Origin of the sequence: Salipiger sp. PrR003 (assembly GCF_010500785.1) — a bacterium.
GTDB classification, from domain to species: domain Bacteria; phylum Pseudomonadota; class Alphaproteobacteria; order Rhodobacterales; family Rhodobacteraceae; genus Salipiger; species Salipiger pacificus_A.
In genome coordinates this window covers 186,258-202,146 of record NZ_JAAGOV010000010.1, presented here as the reverse complement: position 1 = coordinate 202,146, position 15,889 = coordinate 186,258, and the positions used below count along the sequence as shown (strand labels likewise).

Annotated in this window: 14 protein-coding genes; 8 read left to right on the top strand and 6 right to left on the bottom strand. The window is 66.9% G+C overall.

The genetic code is table 11. The annotated features are described in order from the left end of the window. Positions 1-436: 436 nt before the first annotated feature. A complete protein-coding gene (locus G0D83_RS01065; protein WP_164188771.1) occupies positions 437-1,120 on the bottom strand; it encodes a GntR family transcriptional regulator in 684 nt (227 codons plus the stop codon). A gap of 263 nt (positions 1,121-1,383) precedes the next feature. Here G0D83_RS01065 and G0D83_RS01060 point away from each other — a divergent pair, with 263 nt between their 5' ends. The 5 genes from G0D83_RS01060 (at position 1,384) to G0D83_RS01040 (ending at position 7,728) form a co-directional block, all read left to right on the top strand. Next, entirely contained in the window at positions 1,384-2,403 is a 1,020-nt protein-coding gene (locus G0D83_RS01060; protein WP_108964745.1) for a TRAP transporter substrate-binding protein, read from the top strand. Between the two features lie 102 nt (positions 2,404-2,505). Beyond that, the gene (locus G0D83_RS01055) at positions 2,506-3,312 is read left to right on the top strand and encodes a TRAP transporter small permease subunit (RefSeq protein WP_108964744.1); all 807 of its coding nucleotides are present in this window, start codon (positions 2,506-2,508) and stop codon (positions 3,310-3,312) included. Positions 3,313-3,317: 5 nt separating this feature from the next. Continuing rightward, a complete protein-coding gene (locus tag G0D83_RS01050) occupies positions 3,318-4,913 on the top strand; it encodes a TRAP transporter large permease subunit (protein ID WP_193989053.1) in 1,596 nt (531 codons plus the stop codon). Between the two features lie 161 nt (positions 4,914-5,074). After that, the gene (locus G0D83_RS01045) at positions 5,075-6,565 is read left to right on the top strand and encodes a UxaA family hydrolase (RefSeq protein ID WP_164188769.1); all 1,491 of its coding nucleotides are present in this window, start codon (positions 5,075-5,077) and stop codon (positions 6,563-6,565) included. 254 nt (positions 6,566-6,819) lie between these two features. After that, a complete protein-coding gene (locus G0D83_RS01040; protein WP_164188767.1) occupies positions 6,820-7,728 on the top strand; it encodes a DMT family transporter in 909 nt (302 codons plus the stop codon). Between the two features lie 84 nt (positions 7,729-7,812). Here the strand turns inward: G0D83_RS01040 and G0D83_RS01035 are convergent, their stop codons facing one another. The 3 genes from G0D83_RS01035 to G0D83_RS01025 form a co-directional block, all read right to left on the bottom strand. Continuing rightward, positions 7,813-8,814, bottom strand: a complete 1,002-nt coding sequence (locus G0D83_RS01035) for an SDR family NAD(P)-dependent oxidoreductase (protein WP_164188766.1) — start codon at positions 8,812-8,814, stop codon at positions 7,813-7,815. An 81-nt stretch (positions 8,815-8,895) separates the two neighbouring features. Beyond that, positions 8,896-9,630: an SDR family oxidoreductase gene (locus G0D83_RS01030; RefSeq protein ID WP_108964740.1), complete on the bottom strand. Its 735-nt coding sequence runs from the start codon at positions 9,628-9,630 to the stop codon at positions 8,896-8,898. 73 nt (positions 9,631-9,703) lie between these two features. Beyond that, positions 9,704-11,485, bottom strand: a complete 1,782-nt coding sequence (locus tag G0D83_RS01025; protein ID WP_108964739.1) for an IlvD/Edd family dehydratase — start codon at positions 11,483-11,485, stop codon at positions 9,704-9,706. A gap of 222 nt (positions 11,486-11,707) precedes the next feature. On the opposite strand from G0D83_RS01025, the gene G0D83_RS01020 reads away from it, so the two are divergent. The 3 genes from G0D83_RS01020 to G0D83_RS01010 all read left to right on the top strand — a co-directional run bounded on the left by G0D83_RS01020 (position 11,708) and on the right by G0D83_RS01010 (position 14,069). After that, positions 11,708-12,430 carry an AzlC family ABC transporter permease gene (locus G0D83_RS01020; protein WP_164188782.1) on the top strand — a complete coding sequence of 241 codons (723 nt, stop codon included), beginning with the start codon at positions 11,708-11,710 and terminating at the stop codon, positions 12,428-12,430. Continuing rightward, on the top strand, positions 12,427-12,747 hold the full coding sequence (locus G0D83_RS01015) for an AzlD domain-containing protein (RefSeq protein WP_108964737.1): 321 nt from the start codon (positions 12,427-12,429) through the stop codon (positions 12,745-12,747). The genes G0D83_RS01020 and G0D83_RS01015 overlap by 4 nt, the downstream gene beginning before the upstream one ends. 317 nt (positions 12,748-13,064) lie before the next feature. After that, on the top strand, positions 13,065-14,069 hold the full coding sequence (locus G0D83_RS01010) for a LacI family DNA-binding transcriptional regulator (protein WP_164188765.1): 1,005 nt from the start codon (positions 13,065-13,067) through the stop codon (positions 14,067-14,069). Between the two features lie 22 nt (positions 14,070-14,091). Here G0D83_RS01010 and G0D83_RS01005 read toward each other — a convergent pair whose 3' ends face one another. Together G0D83_RS01005 and G0D83_RS01000 are read right to left on the bottom strand one after the other, a co-directional pair. Further along, positions 14,092-15,015, bottom strand: coding sequence for an NAD(P)-dependent oxidoreductase (locus G0D83_RS01005; protein ID WP_164188764.1), 924 nt, complete (start codon positions 15,013-15,015; stop codon positions 14,092-14,094). A gap of 22 nt (positions 15,016-15,037) precedes the next feature. Continuing rightward, positions 15,038-15,799, bottom strand: a complete 762-nt coding sequence (locus tag G0D83_RS01000; protein ID WP_164188763.1) for an SDR family oxidoreductase — start codon at positions 15,797-15,799, stop codon at positions 15,038-15,040. Positions 15,800-15,889 lie beyond the last annotated feature (90 nt).

Here is a 15,889-nt window from a genome sequence, read left to right as displayed (position 1 = left end):
GTGCGCCTCAGCGCCGCCGGTGAGGGGCCTTTTACGGATACCCCCCGGGGCCTGCAAGCGGATTTTTCCGAAGAGACGGAAGTTTTTGCGAGTGTCCTGAATAACTGAGAAATAACAATAAGATATGTTTCTATTTTTCTGTGCATCCCAACCCAACGGCGCGGCTTCCGCAGGGTCCGCGAAACGCCCCGAAACCCACATCTTGCGACGCCCACAGAGTTATCAACAAGCGTGTCCACACTCAGCCCCGGAGTCGGCCCGAGTCGCCCCCCCGAGTCACTCCCGAGTCACCTCGCACCCGCGGGCACCGATCCTGCACATCCGACGCACAGACCATGCAGCAGCCAAGGCGCATCCCCCGGAAACCAAAAAAGCGGCCGCTTCCGCGGCCGCCTGTGTTCCGTACCTGTAAGGCGAGCGCCGAGCTCAGCGCGCGCTACCCCCCTGCCCTGCCGGCTGCGGCGTTTTCCGCCTCGATCGCGGCAGAGATATCCTCCGCGAGGTTCGACAGGTGCTGGTCCAGCGCCGCGTCGACCGCCCCGGGGTCGCGGGCGCGCAGCCCCTCCATGATCGCGCCGTGGTGCGAGACCACCCGCTCCCGGTTGCGGCGCATGGTGGCCGAGAGGAAGCGCGCACGCCACAGCCGGGCGAGATAGGCGTGGTGGGTCTCGGCCAGCGCCTCGTTGTGGGCTGCCTCGGCGATCAGCCGGTGAAAGGCCATGTCCATCTCGAAGAGATCGAGCGCATCCACATGGTCATAGGCATCGGCGATCTTCTCGTTGAGCTCGGCGAGGCGTGACAGGTCTTCCTCCGTGGCGCGTTCGCAGGCGATCTGCGCCGAGAGCTTCTCCAGCGCCAGCAGCACCACCACCTGGTCATGCACTTCCTTGACCGTGGGGCGGGCGACGATCGGGCTGCGTGAGGGGCGCAGCACCACGAGGCCTTCCTGCGCGAGGATGCGGATGGCCTCACGCATGGGCGTGCGGCTCACCCCCAGTTCGGCGGCATTGTCGCGTTCCTTGATCGCGGTGTCCGGCGGCAGCTTGCCGCGCAGGATATCGCGCCGGAGCTGGTCGGCGATCTGCTCGGCCAAGGAAGTCTCGGCGGTGCTCTCGGACATGGGTGGCCTCTCAGTGTCAGCCCGTACGGCGCGTCGTCAGCCCGTACGGATCTTGTCATGCGCCCCGCGTCGCGGAGCGGTCCGGTCTATAGACCAAGGCCACCCCTGAGGGGAAGGCGGCCGCCTATTTCTCATTTGGTATACCAAAAATTGTTGATTGTCGATCCCACGTTGGGGTAGCCTCGATTCCAGATGGTATACCATCCGGCGCTGTGAGGGAGTGCCGCAACCGGGGGAAAACCCCAAGCTTCTGGGAGGAAGACATGAAAATCAAAACCCTGCTGAAGGCTGCGACCGCGGCCACGGTCCTTGCCGGCCCGGCGCTGGCACAGGACGTGACCCTGCGCATCCAGACGCATTACAACCCCGAGCAGACCTCGGGCAAACTGGCGGCGGAATTCGTCGAGGACGTCGAGACCATGTCCGGCGGTGCCATCGACATCGAGATGTTCTATGCCTCCTCCGTGGTGGCCACGGTGGAAACCTTCGACGCGGCGGCCAACGGCATTCTCGACTGCGACATGACCGGCGGTGCCTACCAGACCGGCAAGAACGCCGGCTTCCAGTTCGTCGGCGACATCATGGGTGGCTATGACACCCCCTACCAGCAGCTGTCGTGGCTCTATTACGGCGGCGGTCTCGAGCAGGCGCAGGAGCTCTACAACGAGTTCGGGATGCAGCTGATCGGCTGGTGGGTCTACGGTCAGGAATCGCTGGTCTCCTCGACCCCGATCGCCGGCCCCGACGACCTGAAGGACTGGAAATTCCGTTCGCCCCCGGGCATGGAAACCGAGATTTTCGCGAACCTCGGCGCCTCGCCGATCGTGATGGACTTCACCGAGGTCTTCACCGCGATGGAAACCGGCATCATCGAAGGCACCGACTACTCGGGACTGGCCAACGACGAATCCATTGGCCTGTTCGATCTTGCCAAGCACGCCTCCTACCCCGGCTTCCACTCGATGCCGTCGGACCACCTTGCCTGCAACAAGACCGTCTGGGACGGCCTGTCGGAGCAGAACCAGCGCATCATCGAGACCGCGATGGAAAAGCTGGCGCTGCGCTCGTCGCTCTACTTCGAGAAGGCCAACAGTGAGGCGGCTGCCCGCCTGACCGAAGCCGGCGTCACCCTGCACGACTGGTCGGCCGAGGATCGCGCCACCTTCCGCAAGGCGGCTCAGTCCGCTTGGGACGTCTGGGCCGAGAAGTCGCCGGAAGCCAAGGCGCTCGTCGAGAGCCACAAGGCCTATCTCGGCCAGCTCGGCCTGCTGTCGTCGGAATAAGGCGCGCCCGCGCCTGACCTGAAAAGGCCATGCGGCGGGCCCAGCTACGGGCCCGCCGTTCCTGTCTCACGAACCCTGTTACTCCTCCGAAAGGGTTACCCAATGTCCCATGAAAGCCTCTGGCTCGGCGCGCTGCGCGGACCGGTCCGCCTGCTGGCGATGGTCAGCACCGGGCTGGCGCTGGCCGTCTTCGCCTGGCTCGTGCTCGGCCAGTTCACCTCGGCAGAACCGATCGGCATGTACGAAATGCTCCGCCCCGAGGGCCGGCCGCTGGTGTCGGTGATGCTCTGGTCGCTCTTCGCCGCCCTGATCTTCAGCTCGCTCTACCTGTCCGACCGGCGCGGCTCGATCGAGATCGCGCCCACCGGGCCGCTCGACATCCTGTCGCTGGTGCTCTCGCGCCTGTCGATGATCGGCATCATCGCGGTGGTGCTGGTGATGTTCTACGAGGTCGTGGCTCGCTACGTCTTCGAAAAGCCCACGCTCTGGGCCAACGAGCTGTCGCTCTGGATCGCGTCCTTCCTGTTCCTGCTCGCCGGTCTCTACGCCATGCAGCAGCGCAGCCACATCCGTATCTACATCATCTACGACATGTTCCCGCGCTGGCTGCAGAAGCTGGCCGACGTGATCTCGGTCTCGCTGATCTGGGTCTTCTTCCTGTGCCTGTTCTGGGGTGGCTACAACGAGGCCATGCAAAAGCTCGGCCGCATGGAGACCTTCGGCACCGCCTGGGATCCGCCCCTGCCGGCAACGCTCAAGATCGGGCTCATCATCATCATCGGCCTCGTGGCCCTGCAGGCGCTGTCCAACCTCATCGCCGACTGGAACAAGGCCCCCGAACACCATTCGCCTGCGGACGAGATCGACGAAGTCGAGATCGAGAATATCCGCCGCACGCTGGAGGACTGACTTACATGGTGGATATCGGCACACTCAGCCTGATCCTGTTGCTGGGCATGTTTGCCCTGCTGGCGATCGGGATGCCGCTGGGCTTCGCCTCCGCCTTCCTGGCGGTCGCGACGCTCGTGATGAAATTCGGCCCCGACCTGCTGTTCGGGCGCTTCGGCATGGGGCCCTTCGCGGTGCTCGGCCAAGCAGTCTACCGCCAGATGGTGAACTACGTTCTCATATCGGTGCCACTGTTCATATTCATGGCCTCGCTACTCGAACGCTCGGGCATCGCGCGGGACATGTACAGCTCGCTCAACGTGTGGCTGTCGCGCACCCGCGGCGGTATCGCCTTCGTGACCTCGATCATGGCCGTCATCATGGCCGCCATGTCGGGGATCATCGGTGGCGAGGTCGTACTTCTGGGCCTCATCGCCCTGCCGCAGATGCTGCGGCTCGGCTACAACCAGAACCTCGCCATCGGCACGATCTGCGCGTCTGGCTCGCTCGGCACGATGATCCCGCCGTCGATCGTGCTGATCTTCTACGGGCTGGTCACCGAGACCTCGATCAAGGCGCTTTTCACCGCATCCTTCCTGCCGGGCTTCATGCTGGCCTCGTTCTTCATGATCTACATCTTCATCCGCACCCGGATGAATCCTGAAGAGGCCCCCCTGCCCCCGGCAGACCCCGACGCCCCGGCGGGCGGCGAGAAGGCCCTCATGTTCCTCGGCTTCCTGTCGCGCTTCGGCATGTGGATCGTGGCCGCGCTCACCCTGCGCGCGCTGTTCTTCACCGTGACCGGCGCCAACACGGTGACCGAGGGCGTGGACCCGATCCCGCTCGGCATGGTGTCGGACATCCCGTGGCTGGTCGGCGCGCTGGTGGTCTTCGCCATCGTGGTCTTCTTCATCGTCGGCCGCGAGCGCACCGCCATCGGCTGGCAGATGGGCAAGGGGCTGATTGCCCCCACCGTGGTGATCGGCGTCGTTCTCGGCTCGATCTACGGCGGCATCACCGGCATCACCGAGGCCGCGGGCATGGGCGTGGTGGCGGTCTTCGTCATCGGCCTCATTCGCCGCGAGATGAACTTCGAGGTGGTGTGGGATGCGGTCATGCGCACGCTCAAGTCGACCGGCACGATCATCTGGGTGACCATCGGCGCGGCAGCCCTCGCGGCGGCCTATACGCTGGCGGGCGGCCCGACCTATGTGGCCAACATGATCGTCGGCTCGGACCTGCCCACCATGGGCATCATCCTGGTGATGATGTTCATCTTCCTCATCATGGGGATGTTCATGGACTGGGTCGGCATCGTGCTGCTGATCATGCCGGTGTTCCTGCCCATCGTGATGCGCCTGCCCGCCGAAGAGATCGGCTGGCTCGGCCATGTCGACAGCAGCTATGTCGGCATCTGGTTCGGCGTGGTCTTCTGCATGAACATGCAGGTCAGCTTCCTGTCGCCGCCCTTCGGCCCCGCGGCCTTCTACCTGAAGTCCGTCGCCCCGGCGCATATCTCGCTGACCGACATCTTCCGCGGTTTCCTGCCCTTCATCGGTCTGCAGCTGCTGGCGCTGCTGGTGCTGCTGGCTTGGCCGCCGATCGTCACGCTGTTCCTGTAGCGTGATCCCGAGGGGGCGGCCCGCGCCGCCCCCTCGCCTTGACCCTCCCACGCGGAGGGCAGAGAGTTTCCCCACCGATCCCCGCCCGAGCGACGCTGGCCCTCTGCGCGCCGCGCCTCTGCCGGAGACCTCACCAGCCGCTCCATGGAGCTACAACCAATATGAAAACCGTCCGCCTCTCCGAACATGACAACGTCGTCACCGCAGTCGTCCCGCTGGAAGTGGGCGACGAGGGCGCAACCACGCTGATCCCGCGCGGCCACAAGATGGCGATCGGCGACATCCCCAAGGGCGCGGCCGTGCGCAAATACGCCCAGATCATCGGCTATGCCGCCGAGGACATCCCGGCAGGCGCGCATATCCACACCCACAACCTCGAGTTCCGCAACGTCGAGGCCGACTACGAGTTCGGCACCAACCTGCGCCCCGTGCCGCCTGCCGAGACGCAGGACAGCTTCATGGGCTACCGCCGCGCCACCGGCCGCGTCGGCACCCGCAACTACCTCGCGATCCTCACCTCGGTGAACTGCTCGGCCACCGCCGCGCGGATGATTGCCCAGCATTTCACCCCCGAGAAGCTCGCCGCCTATCCCAACGTCGACGGCGTTGTCGCCTTCGTGCATGGCACCGGCTGCGCCATGGGTGGCGACGGCACCGGCTTTGAATTCCTGCAGCGGGTGCTCTGGGGCTATGCGCGCAACCCCAATGTCGGCGGCGTGCTGATGGCGGGCCTTGGATGCGAGGTCATGCAGATCGACTGGCTCGTGCAAGCCTACGGGCTCGAGCCCGGTCCGCTGTTCCAGAAGATGAACATCCAGGACGAGGGCGGGCTGCGCAAGACCGTCGAGCATGGCATCGCGCAGGTGGAGAAGATGCTGCCCGAGGTCAACAAGGCCACCCGCACCCCCTGCCCCGTCTCCGAACTGATGGTCGCCCTGCAATGCGGCGGCTCGGACGCCTGGTCCGGCATCACCGCCAACCCGGCCGTCGGCTACGCCTGCGACCTTCTGGTCGCGCAGGGCGGCACCGGCGTGCTTGCCGAGACCCCCGAGATCTACGGCGCCGAGCACCTACTGACCGCCCGCGCCGCCACCCCCGAGGTGGGCCACAAGCTGATCGACCTGATCCACTGGTGGGAGGACTACACCGCGCGCAACCACGGCTCGATGGACAACAACCCCTCGCCCGGCAACAAGAAGGGCGGCCTGACGACAATCCTCGAGAAGTCCCTCGGCGCAGCGGCCAAGGGCGGCACCACGCCGCTGAACGGCGTCTACAAATATGCCGAGCAGGTCACCGCGAAGGGCTTCACCTTCATGGACAGCCCCGGCTACGACCCGGCGTCGGTCACCGGCCAGATCGCCTCGGGCTGCAACCTCGTGTGCTTCACCACCGGGCGCGGCTCGGCCTTCGGCGCAAAGCCCTCGCCCTCGATGAAGGTCGCCTCGAACAACGAGCTCTTCCAGCGCCAGACCGAGGACATGGACGTCAACGCCGGGCGCATCCTCACCGAGGGCGCGACGATCGAGGAAGTGGGCCGCGAAATCTACGAGATGTGGCTCCGAATGGCCTCTGGCGAGCAGAGCAAATCCGAGGCGCTGGGGCTGGGCGACTACGAGTTTGTCCCCTGGCAGGTCGGCGCGGTGATGTGATCCCTCGGCGCGCCCGCCCAGGCCCGGAAGAGCACGGCGTGAGCCATTGCTCTCCCCGGCGCGCGCCCCTCAGCCACGCATGGGGGCGCCCGCCGGGCGTGCGATCCCGCAGGCCCGGCTGTGCACACAAATCGGCGGCCGCTGCCTTGCGCTTCGGCACGCCCGCGCACAGGGTGCCGCGAATGACCTCCCCCACTGCACGCATCTGAAAGGCCCCGCTCATGTCCCTCTTTCCGGCGCGGACGCGCTGAGCCATGGCGATTGCCCCCCGCGAAGACCGGACGGGTTTCGGCCTGATGCTGATGGCGCTGGCCGTCATCGGGTTCACCTGCATCGACACATCGGCGAAATGGTTGCTGCAGCACGGCATCCCGGCGCTGCAGGTGGTCTGGTGCCGCTATGCCGGGCACCTGGTGCTGGTGCTGATGACCTTCCTGCCGCGCGAGGGGACCGCGCTGCTGCGCACCGCGCACCCCTGGAAGCAGACCTTCCGCGCCGCCGGTCTCTTCGGCAGCACGATGCTCAACTTCCTTGCACTTGCCTACCTGCCGATCACCGTGACCACGACGATCATGTTCGCCGGGCCGATCGTGGTCACCCTGCTGGCGATCCCCCTGCTGGGCGAAAAGGTCGGCCCGCATCGGATCGGCGCCGTCTGCGTGGGTTTCCTGGGGGTGCTGGTGGTGATGCAGCCCTGGGGGGCGGACTTCCACCCCGCCATGCTGCTGTCGATGGGCGCGCTGTGCTGCGCGGCGGTCTATTTCATCCTCACCCGGCAGCTCGCCGGCGTCGAAAGCAACGCCACCTCGCAGGTCTGGGGCGGCGCGCTGCCGACGCTGCTGCTGGCGCCCGTCGTGCTGCCGGACTGGCAGGCGCCCGAGAGCGCCGGCACCGGCGCGATGCTGGCGGTGATCGGCGTCTTCGGGGCGGTGGCGCACCTGCTGGCCACCGCGGCGCACCGCTATGCGGGTGCCTCGGTGCTGGCGCCCATGGTCTACCTGCAGCTGATGAGTGCGGCAGCGGCGGGGTTGCTGGTCTTCGGCACCTGGCCGACGGTCTGGACGCTGGTCGGCGCGATGATCATCATCGGCGCGGGGCTTTATATCTGGCACCGCGAACGCCAGCGCGGCGTGCCGCATTCGAAAATCCCGCCGCGGCTCTGAGCGCGGCGCAACGGGAGGCGCGGCTCCCGACTATCTGGCGCTCCTCAGGACAATTCTGCCTGAAGAAATGCCCGCCGATGCGGCTCAGACTCCGTAGTAGCCGCGGTACCACTCGACGAAGCGGCGCACGCCTTCGCCAACCGGCGTGTACTGCGACTCGCCCGCGAGCCGCGCCAGAAGCGTGGTTCCCGCCCAGGTCGCCGGCACGTCGCCGGGCTGCATCGGCAAGAGGTTGCGCTTGGCCGGAAGGCCGGTGGCCGCCTCGATCGCCTCGATGAACTCGCCGAGCTTCACCGGGCTGCCGTTGCCGATGTTCACCACCCGCCAGGGCGCGACCGGCGAGAGGCTGTCCTCCGGTCCGGCGGGCGCGCCGCGCTGCGGGGCAACCGGGGCGAGCCGGTGCAGTGCCGCGACCAGGTCGTCGACGAAGGTGAAGTCGCGCATCATGTCGCCGTGGTTGTAGACGTCGATCGGCGCGCGTTCGAGGATGGCCTTGGTGAACTTGAAAAGCGCCATGTCCGGCCGGCCCCAGGGGCCGTAGACGGTGAAGAAGCGGAACATGGTGGTCGGCAGATCGTAAAGATGCGCATAGCTGTGCGCCATGCTCTCCGTCGCCTTCTTCGTCGCCGCGTAGAAGGACATCTGGTGGTCGGTCTTCATCGTCTCGAGATAGGGCATCTCCGTGTTCGACCCGTAGGCCGAGGAGGTCGAGGCGATCAGCATGTGCCTCGGCGGATAGGCCCGCGCCGCCTCGAGCAGCTCGAAGGTGCCGGTGATGTTGCTGTCGAGATACTCGCGCGGCTTCTCGATCGAATGGCGCACCCCGGCCTGCGCCGCGAGGTGGTAGACGTAGTCGAAACGGTGATTTTCGAAGAGGCCCAGCAGCAGCCCGCCGGTTTCGACCCGCCCCTCCACAAAACTGAAACCCTCGCCCTCGAGCAACGCCACCCGCGCCCGTTTCAGCGCCGTGTCGTAGTAATCCGTCACGGCGTCGAGGCCGACGACCTCGTGGCCCTCGGCAAGCAGGCGTTTGCAAAGATGGAAACCGATGAAACCGGCTGCGCCGGTCACGAGCGTCTTGGGCATCAGGGGCCGCCTCATTCTGTCGTCGCGCCCCCGATAGGCCAGACCCCGCCGATTGTAAATCGCCGGGGTCCGCCGCGGCGCTCAGCCGCGGCCGATATAGGGCATTCCGGGCGCCATGACGGTGACGAACTGCACATTCGCCTCAAGCGGAAGCGTCGCCATGTGAAGGACCGTGCTGGCCACATGCGCCGCGTCCATCACCGGCTCCACGGCGATCGATCCGTCGGCCTGCGGCACGCCCTGGGTCATCGCCTGCGCCATGTCGGTCAACGCGTTGCCGATGTCGATCTGGCCGCAGGCGATGTTGAAGGCGCGCCCGTCCAGCGACAGCGACCGGGTGAGCCCCGTCACCGCGTGCTTGGAGGTCGTGTAGGGCGCCGAACCCCAGCGCGGCACATGCGCCGAGACCGAACCGTTGTTGATGATCCGGCCACCCTGCGGGTCCTGGCGGCGCATCCGGCCAAAGGCGGCACGGGCGCAGAGGAACATGCCCGTTATGTTGATCGAGCTGAGCTTGATCCACTCCTCGGCCGGGATCTCGTCGATCATCGCGCCCTTGAGGCCGACACCGGCGTTGTTGAAGAGCGCGTCGATCCGGCCCCACTCGGCCATCGCCTTGTCGAAACCGGCCTCGACAGCCTCGGGATCGGCGACGTCGAAGGGCAGGACCAGCGCATTGGGGTTGCCCCCCGCGGTCTCTTCCAGCGGCGCCTCGCGGCGGCCGACAAGCCCGACCTTCCAGCCCGCGTCTAGAAAGGCCTTCGCGGTCAGCCGGCCGATGCCGCTGCCCGCACCGGTGATGATGATGCTCTGCATGAAACTCCTCCCGGGAGATTTGCCAAGGAAACGGCGCGGGCGTGTGTCACGCCCGCGCCGGAACTCTGTGTCGTCAGTGGTTGTCGCGGGGCAGGCTGCGGGCGACCTTCTGGTAGGCCGTCGCCAGCTCGAGGCAGCCGCCGTCGGAAAGCTGGCCCACGTTCTTGCGGTAGATCTCCTGCCAGGGCGTCTGGTTGACGATCTCCGGCGGGGTCCAGTCGGCCTTGCGCTTCTCCCACTCGGCGTCCTCGACCAGCGCGTTCATCGTGCTGGCGTTGAGATCAAGACGGACCATGTCGCCGGTCTGCAGGTAGGCGAGCCCGCCGCCAACCACCGCCTCGGGCGAGGCGTTGAGGATCGAGGGGCTCTCCGAGGTGCCCGACTGGCGCCCGTCGCCGACCGTCGGCATGTGGTTGATGCCCTGCCGGATCAGCGCATCCGGCGGCTGCATGTTCACCACCTCGGCCGAGCCGGGATAGCCGACGCAGCCAACGTTGCGGATGAAGAGGATGCAATGCTCGTCGATCTTCAGATCGGGATCGTTGATCCGGTCGTGGTAATCCTCCGGCCCCTCGAAGACGATGGCGCGGGCCTCGAGGATGCCCTCCTTGCCCGGCTCCGACAGGAAGCGCTTCTGGAAGTCGGCGGAGATCACCGAAGTCTTCATCAGCGCCGAATCGAAGAGGTTGCCCGAGAGCACCTTGAAGCCGGCATTGGCCCGCATCGGCGCGTCGTAGGTCTTGATCACGTCGGTGTCCTGGCTGCCCAGTCCGGTGACGTTCTCACCCATGGTTTTGCCGGTGGCGGTCATCGCGCCCTCGTGGATGCGCCCTGCCTTGCGCAGCTCTTCCATCACCGCGGGCACGCCGCCGGCACGGAAGAAGCTCTCGCCGAGATATTCACCGGCCGGCTGCATGTTGACCAGCAGCGGCACGTCGAAGCCGATGGTCTCCCAGTCCTTGACGTTCAGATCGACCCCGGCGTGACGGGCGACGGCCTGCAGGTGCGGCGGGGCGTTGGTCGAGCCGCCGATGGCGCCGTTGACGACGATCGCGTTCTCGAAGGCCTCGCGGGTCAGGATGTCGGAGGGTTTGAGATCCTCGTAGACCATTTCCACGATGCGCTTGCCGGTCTGGTAGGCCATCGCCATGCGCTCGCGGAACGGCGCGGGAATGGCCGAGTTGCCGGTGAGCGACATGCCGAGCGCCTCGGCCATGGCGTTCATCGTCGAGGCGGTGCCCATGGTGTTGCAATGCCCCAGCGAAGGCGCCGAGGAGCAGACCCGCGACATGAACTCTTCGTAGTCGATCTTGCCCTCGGACAGCAGCCGGCGCGATTCCCAGACGATAGTGCCGGAGCCGGCGCGCTTGCCCTTCCACCAGCCGTCGAGCATCGGGCCGCCGTTAAGGGCAATCGCCGGGATGTCGACCGTCGCCGCGCCCATCAGCATGGCGGGGGTGGTCTTGTCGCAGCCGGTGGTCAGCACCACGCCGTCGATCGGGTAGCCGTGCAGCACCTCGACGAGGCCGAGATACGACAGGTTCCGGTCGAGCGCCGCGGTGGGCCGCTTGCCGGTCTCCTGGATCGGGTGGACAGGGAATTCCATTGGAATACCGCCCGCCTCGCGGATGCCCGCCTTGATCCGGTCCATCAGGAAGACGTGGATCTTGTTGCAGGGCGCGATGTCCGAGCCGCTGTTGGCGATGCCGATGACCGGCTTCTCGCCCTGCAGTTCTTCGCGGGTGTATTCCTGGTTCTGATAGCGCTCGACATAGAGCGCGGTCATGCCGGGATTGTTGGGGTTGTCGAACCACTCCTGCGAGCGGAATCGTTTGTTGGCGCGTGTGTCGGACACGGGTAGCTTCCTCTCCTTGACGCGCCTCCCCGCGCGCCTTGCCTAGGCGCGCCGCGTGACGCGCTCGTTCTTGCAGCAGCTTCCCAATTTGGTATACCAAATGCAAGAGCAATCATGGGAGGAGCGGTTGCCAATGCGTGCCGAGCCGCCGAGCAACGGAACATTACCCTTTATTCGCAGCACATTAAGGCGCGCAAAGACGTGCCGAACGAGCCGCACCGCATGACCCGCGCCGCCTTTTGGCAGGGCTATCGCGACTGCGCGCCCTTCGTCACCGTGGTCGTTCCCTTTTCGCTGCTCTTCGGAGTCGTCGCCCGCGACGCCGGGCTCGACATCCTGCAGGTCATGACCATGTCGGTACTGGTGATCGCCGGCGCCTCGCAGTTCACCGCTCTGGCGCTGCTGCAAGAGCATGCGCCGGTCTTCGTCGCGCTCACCGCCGCCTTGGCCGTCAACCTGCGCATGGCGCTCTACTCGGCGGCGCTGGTGCCGCACGTGGGCCACGCGCCGCTCGGGGTGCGGGCGTTGATGGCCTATCTGATGGTCGACCAGGCCTATGCCGTGGCGGTGAAAACCTACGAGGAAAAGCCTGGCATGAGCCGCGAGGAGCGGGTCGCCTACTACTTCGGCGTGATGGCCCTGATTTGCCCCTTCTGGTACGGTTGCACGCTGCTCGGCGCAGTGATCGGCACAGCGATTCCGGCTTCGCTGCACCTCGATTTCGCCGCTCCCGTCTGCTTCATCGCCATCACAGCGCCGCTGCTGCGGACGCTGCCGCACATGCTGGCCGCCGCGGTCTCGGTGGTCTGCGCGATTCTCTTTGCGGGCTTTCCGGCCGGGCTCGGGCTGATCGCGGCGGCGCTGGTGGCGATGCTGGTTGGCGCGCAAACAGAGCTGGCGCTGCGCCGCAGGGCCGCGCGGCGCGCCTCGGGAGGACGGGCATGATCGACGATGCAACCTTCTGGACGCTGACCATCCTGCTTGGCATCGGCACGTTCCTGATCCGCTTTTCCTTCCTCGGCTTCTTCGGACGCCGGCAGTTGCCGGACTGGTTCGTGCTGCACCTCAAGTACGTCGGCGTCGGGGTGCTGCCCGCCATGGTGACACCCCTGGTGCTCTGGCCTCAAGCCTCGGGCGGCGAGACCGAGCCGGCGCGGATCATCGCCGCGCTGGTCACCTTCCTCGTGGCGCTGCGCCTGTCGGTGACCGGCGCGCTGGTGGCCGGGATGGGCACGCTCTACCTGATGCAGGCGCTGCTTTGATCTGAACCCCGTGCGAAGACCTGCGGCGCAAAAGAGAGAGGGCCGGTCCCCTCCTCCGAGACCGACCCTCTGCGAAACACCACCGGCTGCGAGGGCGGCGGGCTTCGCGCTTTGCCGGGCGGAGACGATACGCGCCCCGGCAATATATCCTGACCTGCACCTGCTCAGGAATGACGCGCCGCGGTGATCCTGCCCGATTCACGAGCAGCCAGACCGGCACGCTCACGAAACTGCGATTCTCCGATACGGCTTCGCGTCTTCATGGTATCGATACCACCGGGTATGAGAGGCCGTCAACAGGGGCAGGCAGGCAGATCATGGCAGACGGCAGGAAATGGGTGAACATGGGCGACGTGGCCGCCCGCGCCGGAGTCGGCAAGATCACCGTGAGCCGCGCCCTGCGCACCCCTTCCAAGGTCAGCCCCGCCACGCTGCGCAAGGTGCAGGCGGCGGTCGACGAGCTTGGCTACGTGCTCGACGAGACGGCGGGCGCGCTCAGCTCGCAGCGCTCGCGGGTGGTGGGGGCGCTGGTCTCGACGCTGGAAGAGGCCGTGTTTGCCGCAACCGTGCGCGGCCTCACCGAGGGGCTGGCGAAGGGCGGGCTGCAGCTGATGCTCTCCACCACGCAATACGACCCCGAGGCCGAGGCGGCGCTGCTGCCGACGATGATGGGCCGACGCCCCGAGGCGCTGGTGCTCACCTCGGACGATCACACCGAGCCAGCGCATCGGATGCTGTCCCGGTCCGGCCTGCCGGTGCTCGAGCTCTGGGAATTGCCGAAGCAGCCGGTGCATGCGGCGGTGGGCTTTTCCAATCGCGCCGCCGGGGCCGCGCTGACCCGCCACATGGTCGAGACCGGGCGGCACCGCGTCGCCTTCCTCGGGCTGGACCGGCAGCACGACCGACGCGCCCGGCTGCGCATGGAGGGCTACCGCGACTGCGCCGGGCACCTGGCCGGAGAGCGCGTGGTCGCGGTGAAGGCCCGGCCCGGGGCTGTGGGCCCGGACTACGGCGCCGAGGGCCTGGCCGAGGTCCTGCGCCGCTGGCCCGACACCGAGGCGGTGGTCTGTGTCAGCGACATGGTGGCCATGGGCGCGCTCTGCGAGGCGCGGCGGCGCGGGCTCGACGTGCCCGGGCGGCTGGCGATCTCGGGCTTCGGTGATTTCGACATGGCGCAGGACTCGGCGCTGGCGCTGACCACGATCCACATCGACGGCGCCGCCATTGGCCGCCGTGCCGCCGAGCTGATCCTCGCCGGGGACATTCCCCGTGGCCTGCGCGAGGACATGGGGTTCAGCCTGGTCCGCCGCGCCACGACCTGACGCGGCAGACCGGTGGCGGGCTCTAGGCCTCGCCCTTCTTCACCTCCTCGGCCAGATCGATCCCGCCCATCTCGGCGATGCGGTCCGACAGGCTCGGCACGTAGTCCGCGCCATGCCCCGTCGCCTCGGCGGTGGCGAAATAGTGCCGCGTCGCGCTCGAGATCAGCGCAGGGGCGCCCACCTTGGCGGCCATGGCGCCCGCATAGCGCACGTCCTTGCCGCCGTTGAAGATGCTGAACTTATGCGCCTCCATGTCCCGGTCCACCGCATAGCGCATGAAGGTGTCGAAGAAGCCGTTGCCGAGCCGGCTCGAGCCGATCACCTGCCGCACGGTCTGCGGCGAGATGCCGGACTTGGCTGCCAGCACCGTCGCCTCGGCATAAAGCGCGGCATAGCTCATCGAGATGAGGTTCATCACCAGCTTCATCTTGTGGCCCGCCCCGACCCCGCCGACGCGGTTGATGTTGCCCGCCCAGCACTGGATCACCGGCTCCACCTTGGCGAAGCTCTCGTCATCGGCGCCGACCATGGCATCGAGCTGGCCCTCCTCGGCCTCCTTCGGCGTGCGCCCGAGCGGCGCGTCGACCATCGCCCCGCCCTTTTCGGCCAGCTCGGCGGCCAGCGCCTCGGTCGAGGCGGGATCGGCGGTAGAGCAGTCGACCACGATCAACCCCGGCCGCGCGCCGGCAAGGATGCCGTCCTCGCCGCGCATCACCGCCTCGACCTGCGGCGAGTTCGACAAACACAGGTGGATGATGTCGCAAGCCTCGGCCATGGCCTTGGGCGAGGCCGCCTCCTGCGCCCCCTGCCCCACCAGGTCCTCGACCGGCGCGCGGTCGCGGTTGCCCTTCACCCAGAGCGGGTAGCCGCCCTTGAGGATGTTCTTGGCCATGCCATGGCCCATGAGGCCCACGCCAATGAAGCCCACTACGGGTTTGTCACTCATGTTCTCTCCTCCCTAGGATGTCTTACAACGAGGCGGTGATGCCGCCGTCGACGAAGAGCGTGTGGCCGTTCACGAAGCTGGACGCCGGCGCGCAGAGGAAGACGCAGGCGCCGACCAGCTCGTCGACCTCGCCCCAGCGGCCTGCCGGGGTGCGCTTTTCCAGCCAGGAACTGAACTCGGGATCGGCAACCAGCGCGGCGTTGAGTGGCGTCTTGAAATAGCCCGGCGCGATGGCGTTGCAGTTGAGCCCGTGTTTCGCCCAGTCCGTCGCCATGCCCTTGGTCAGGTTGGTGATCGCCCCCTTCGAGGCGGTGTAGGGCGCGATGCCCGGTCGCGCCAGCGCGCTCTGTACCGAGGCGATGTTGACGATCCGCCCTTGCCCGCGCCCGATCATGTGCCGCGCGCAGGCCTGCCCGACGTAGAAGGCCGAGTAGACATTGGTGCGCATCAGCCGGTCAAAGGCCTCGGGCTCGAATTCCTCCAGCGGGCCTCGGTGCTGCATCCCGGCGTTGTTGATCAGGATGTCGATGGGGCCGTGCTCGGCCTCGTAGCCGTCGATGGCGGCGCGAACGCTGTCATGGTCGGTGACGTCGAAGCCGAGCGCATCGGCCTCCAGCCCCTCGGATCGCAGCGTCGCGACGGCCTCTTCCAGCCGCTGCGGATTGCGCCCGTTCAGTAGCACCTTGGCGCCGGCCTGCGCGAGACCGCGCGCCAGCGCGTGGCCGATACCCATGGTCGAGCCGGTCACCAGCGCGGTGCGGCCCGTCAGATCAAACAGGGACATGATGGCTCCTCTTCCCATGCGCCCACCGCGCGGCCTGGTCCTGCGGAGAACCGCAACAACCATTGACAAAACGGGGCGGGACCGTATTCA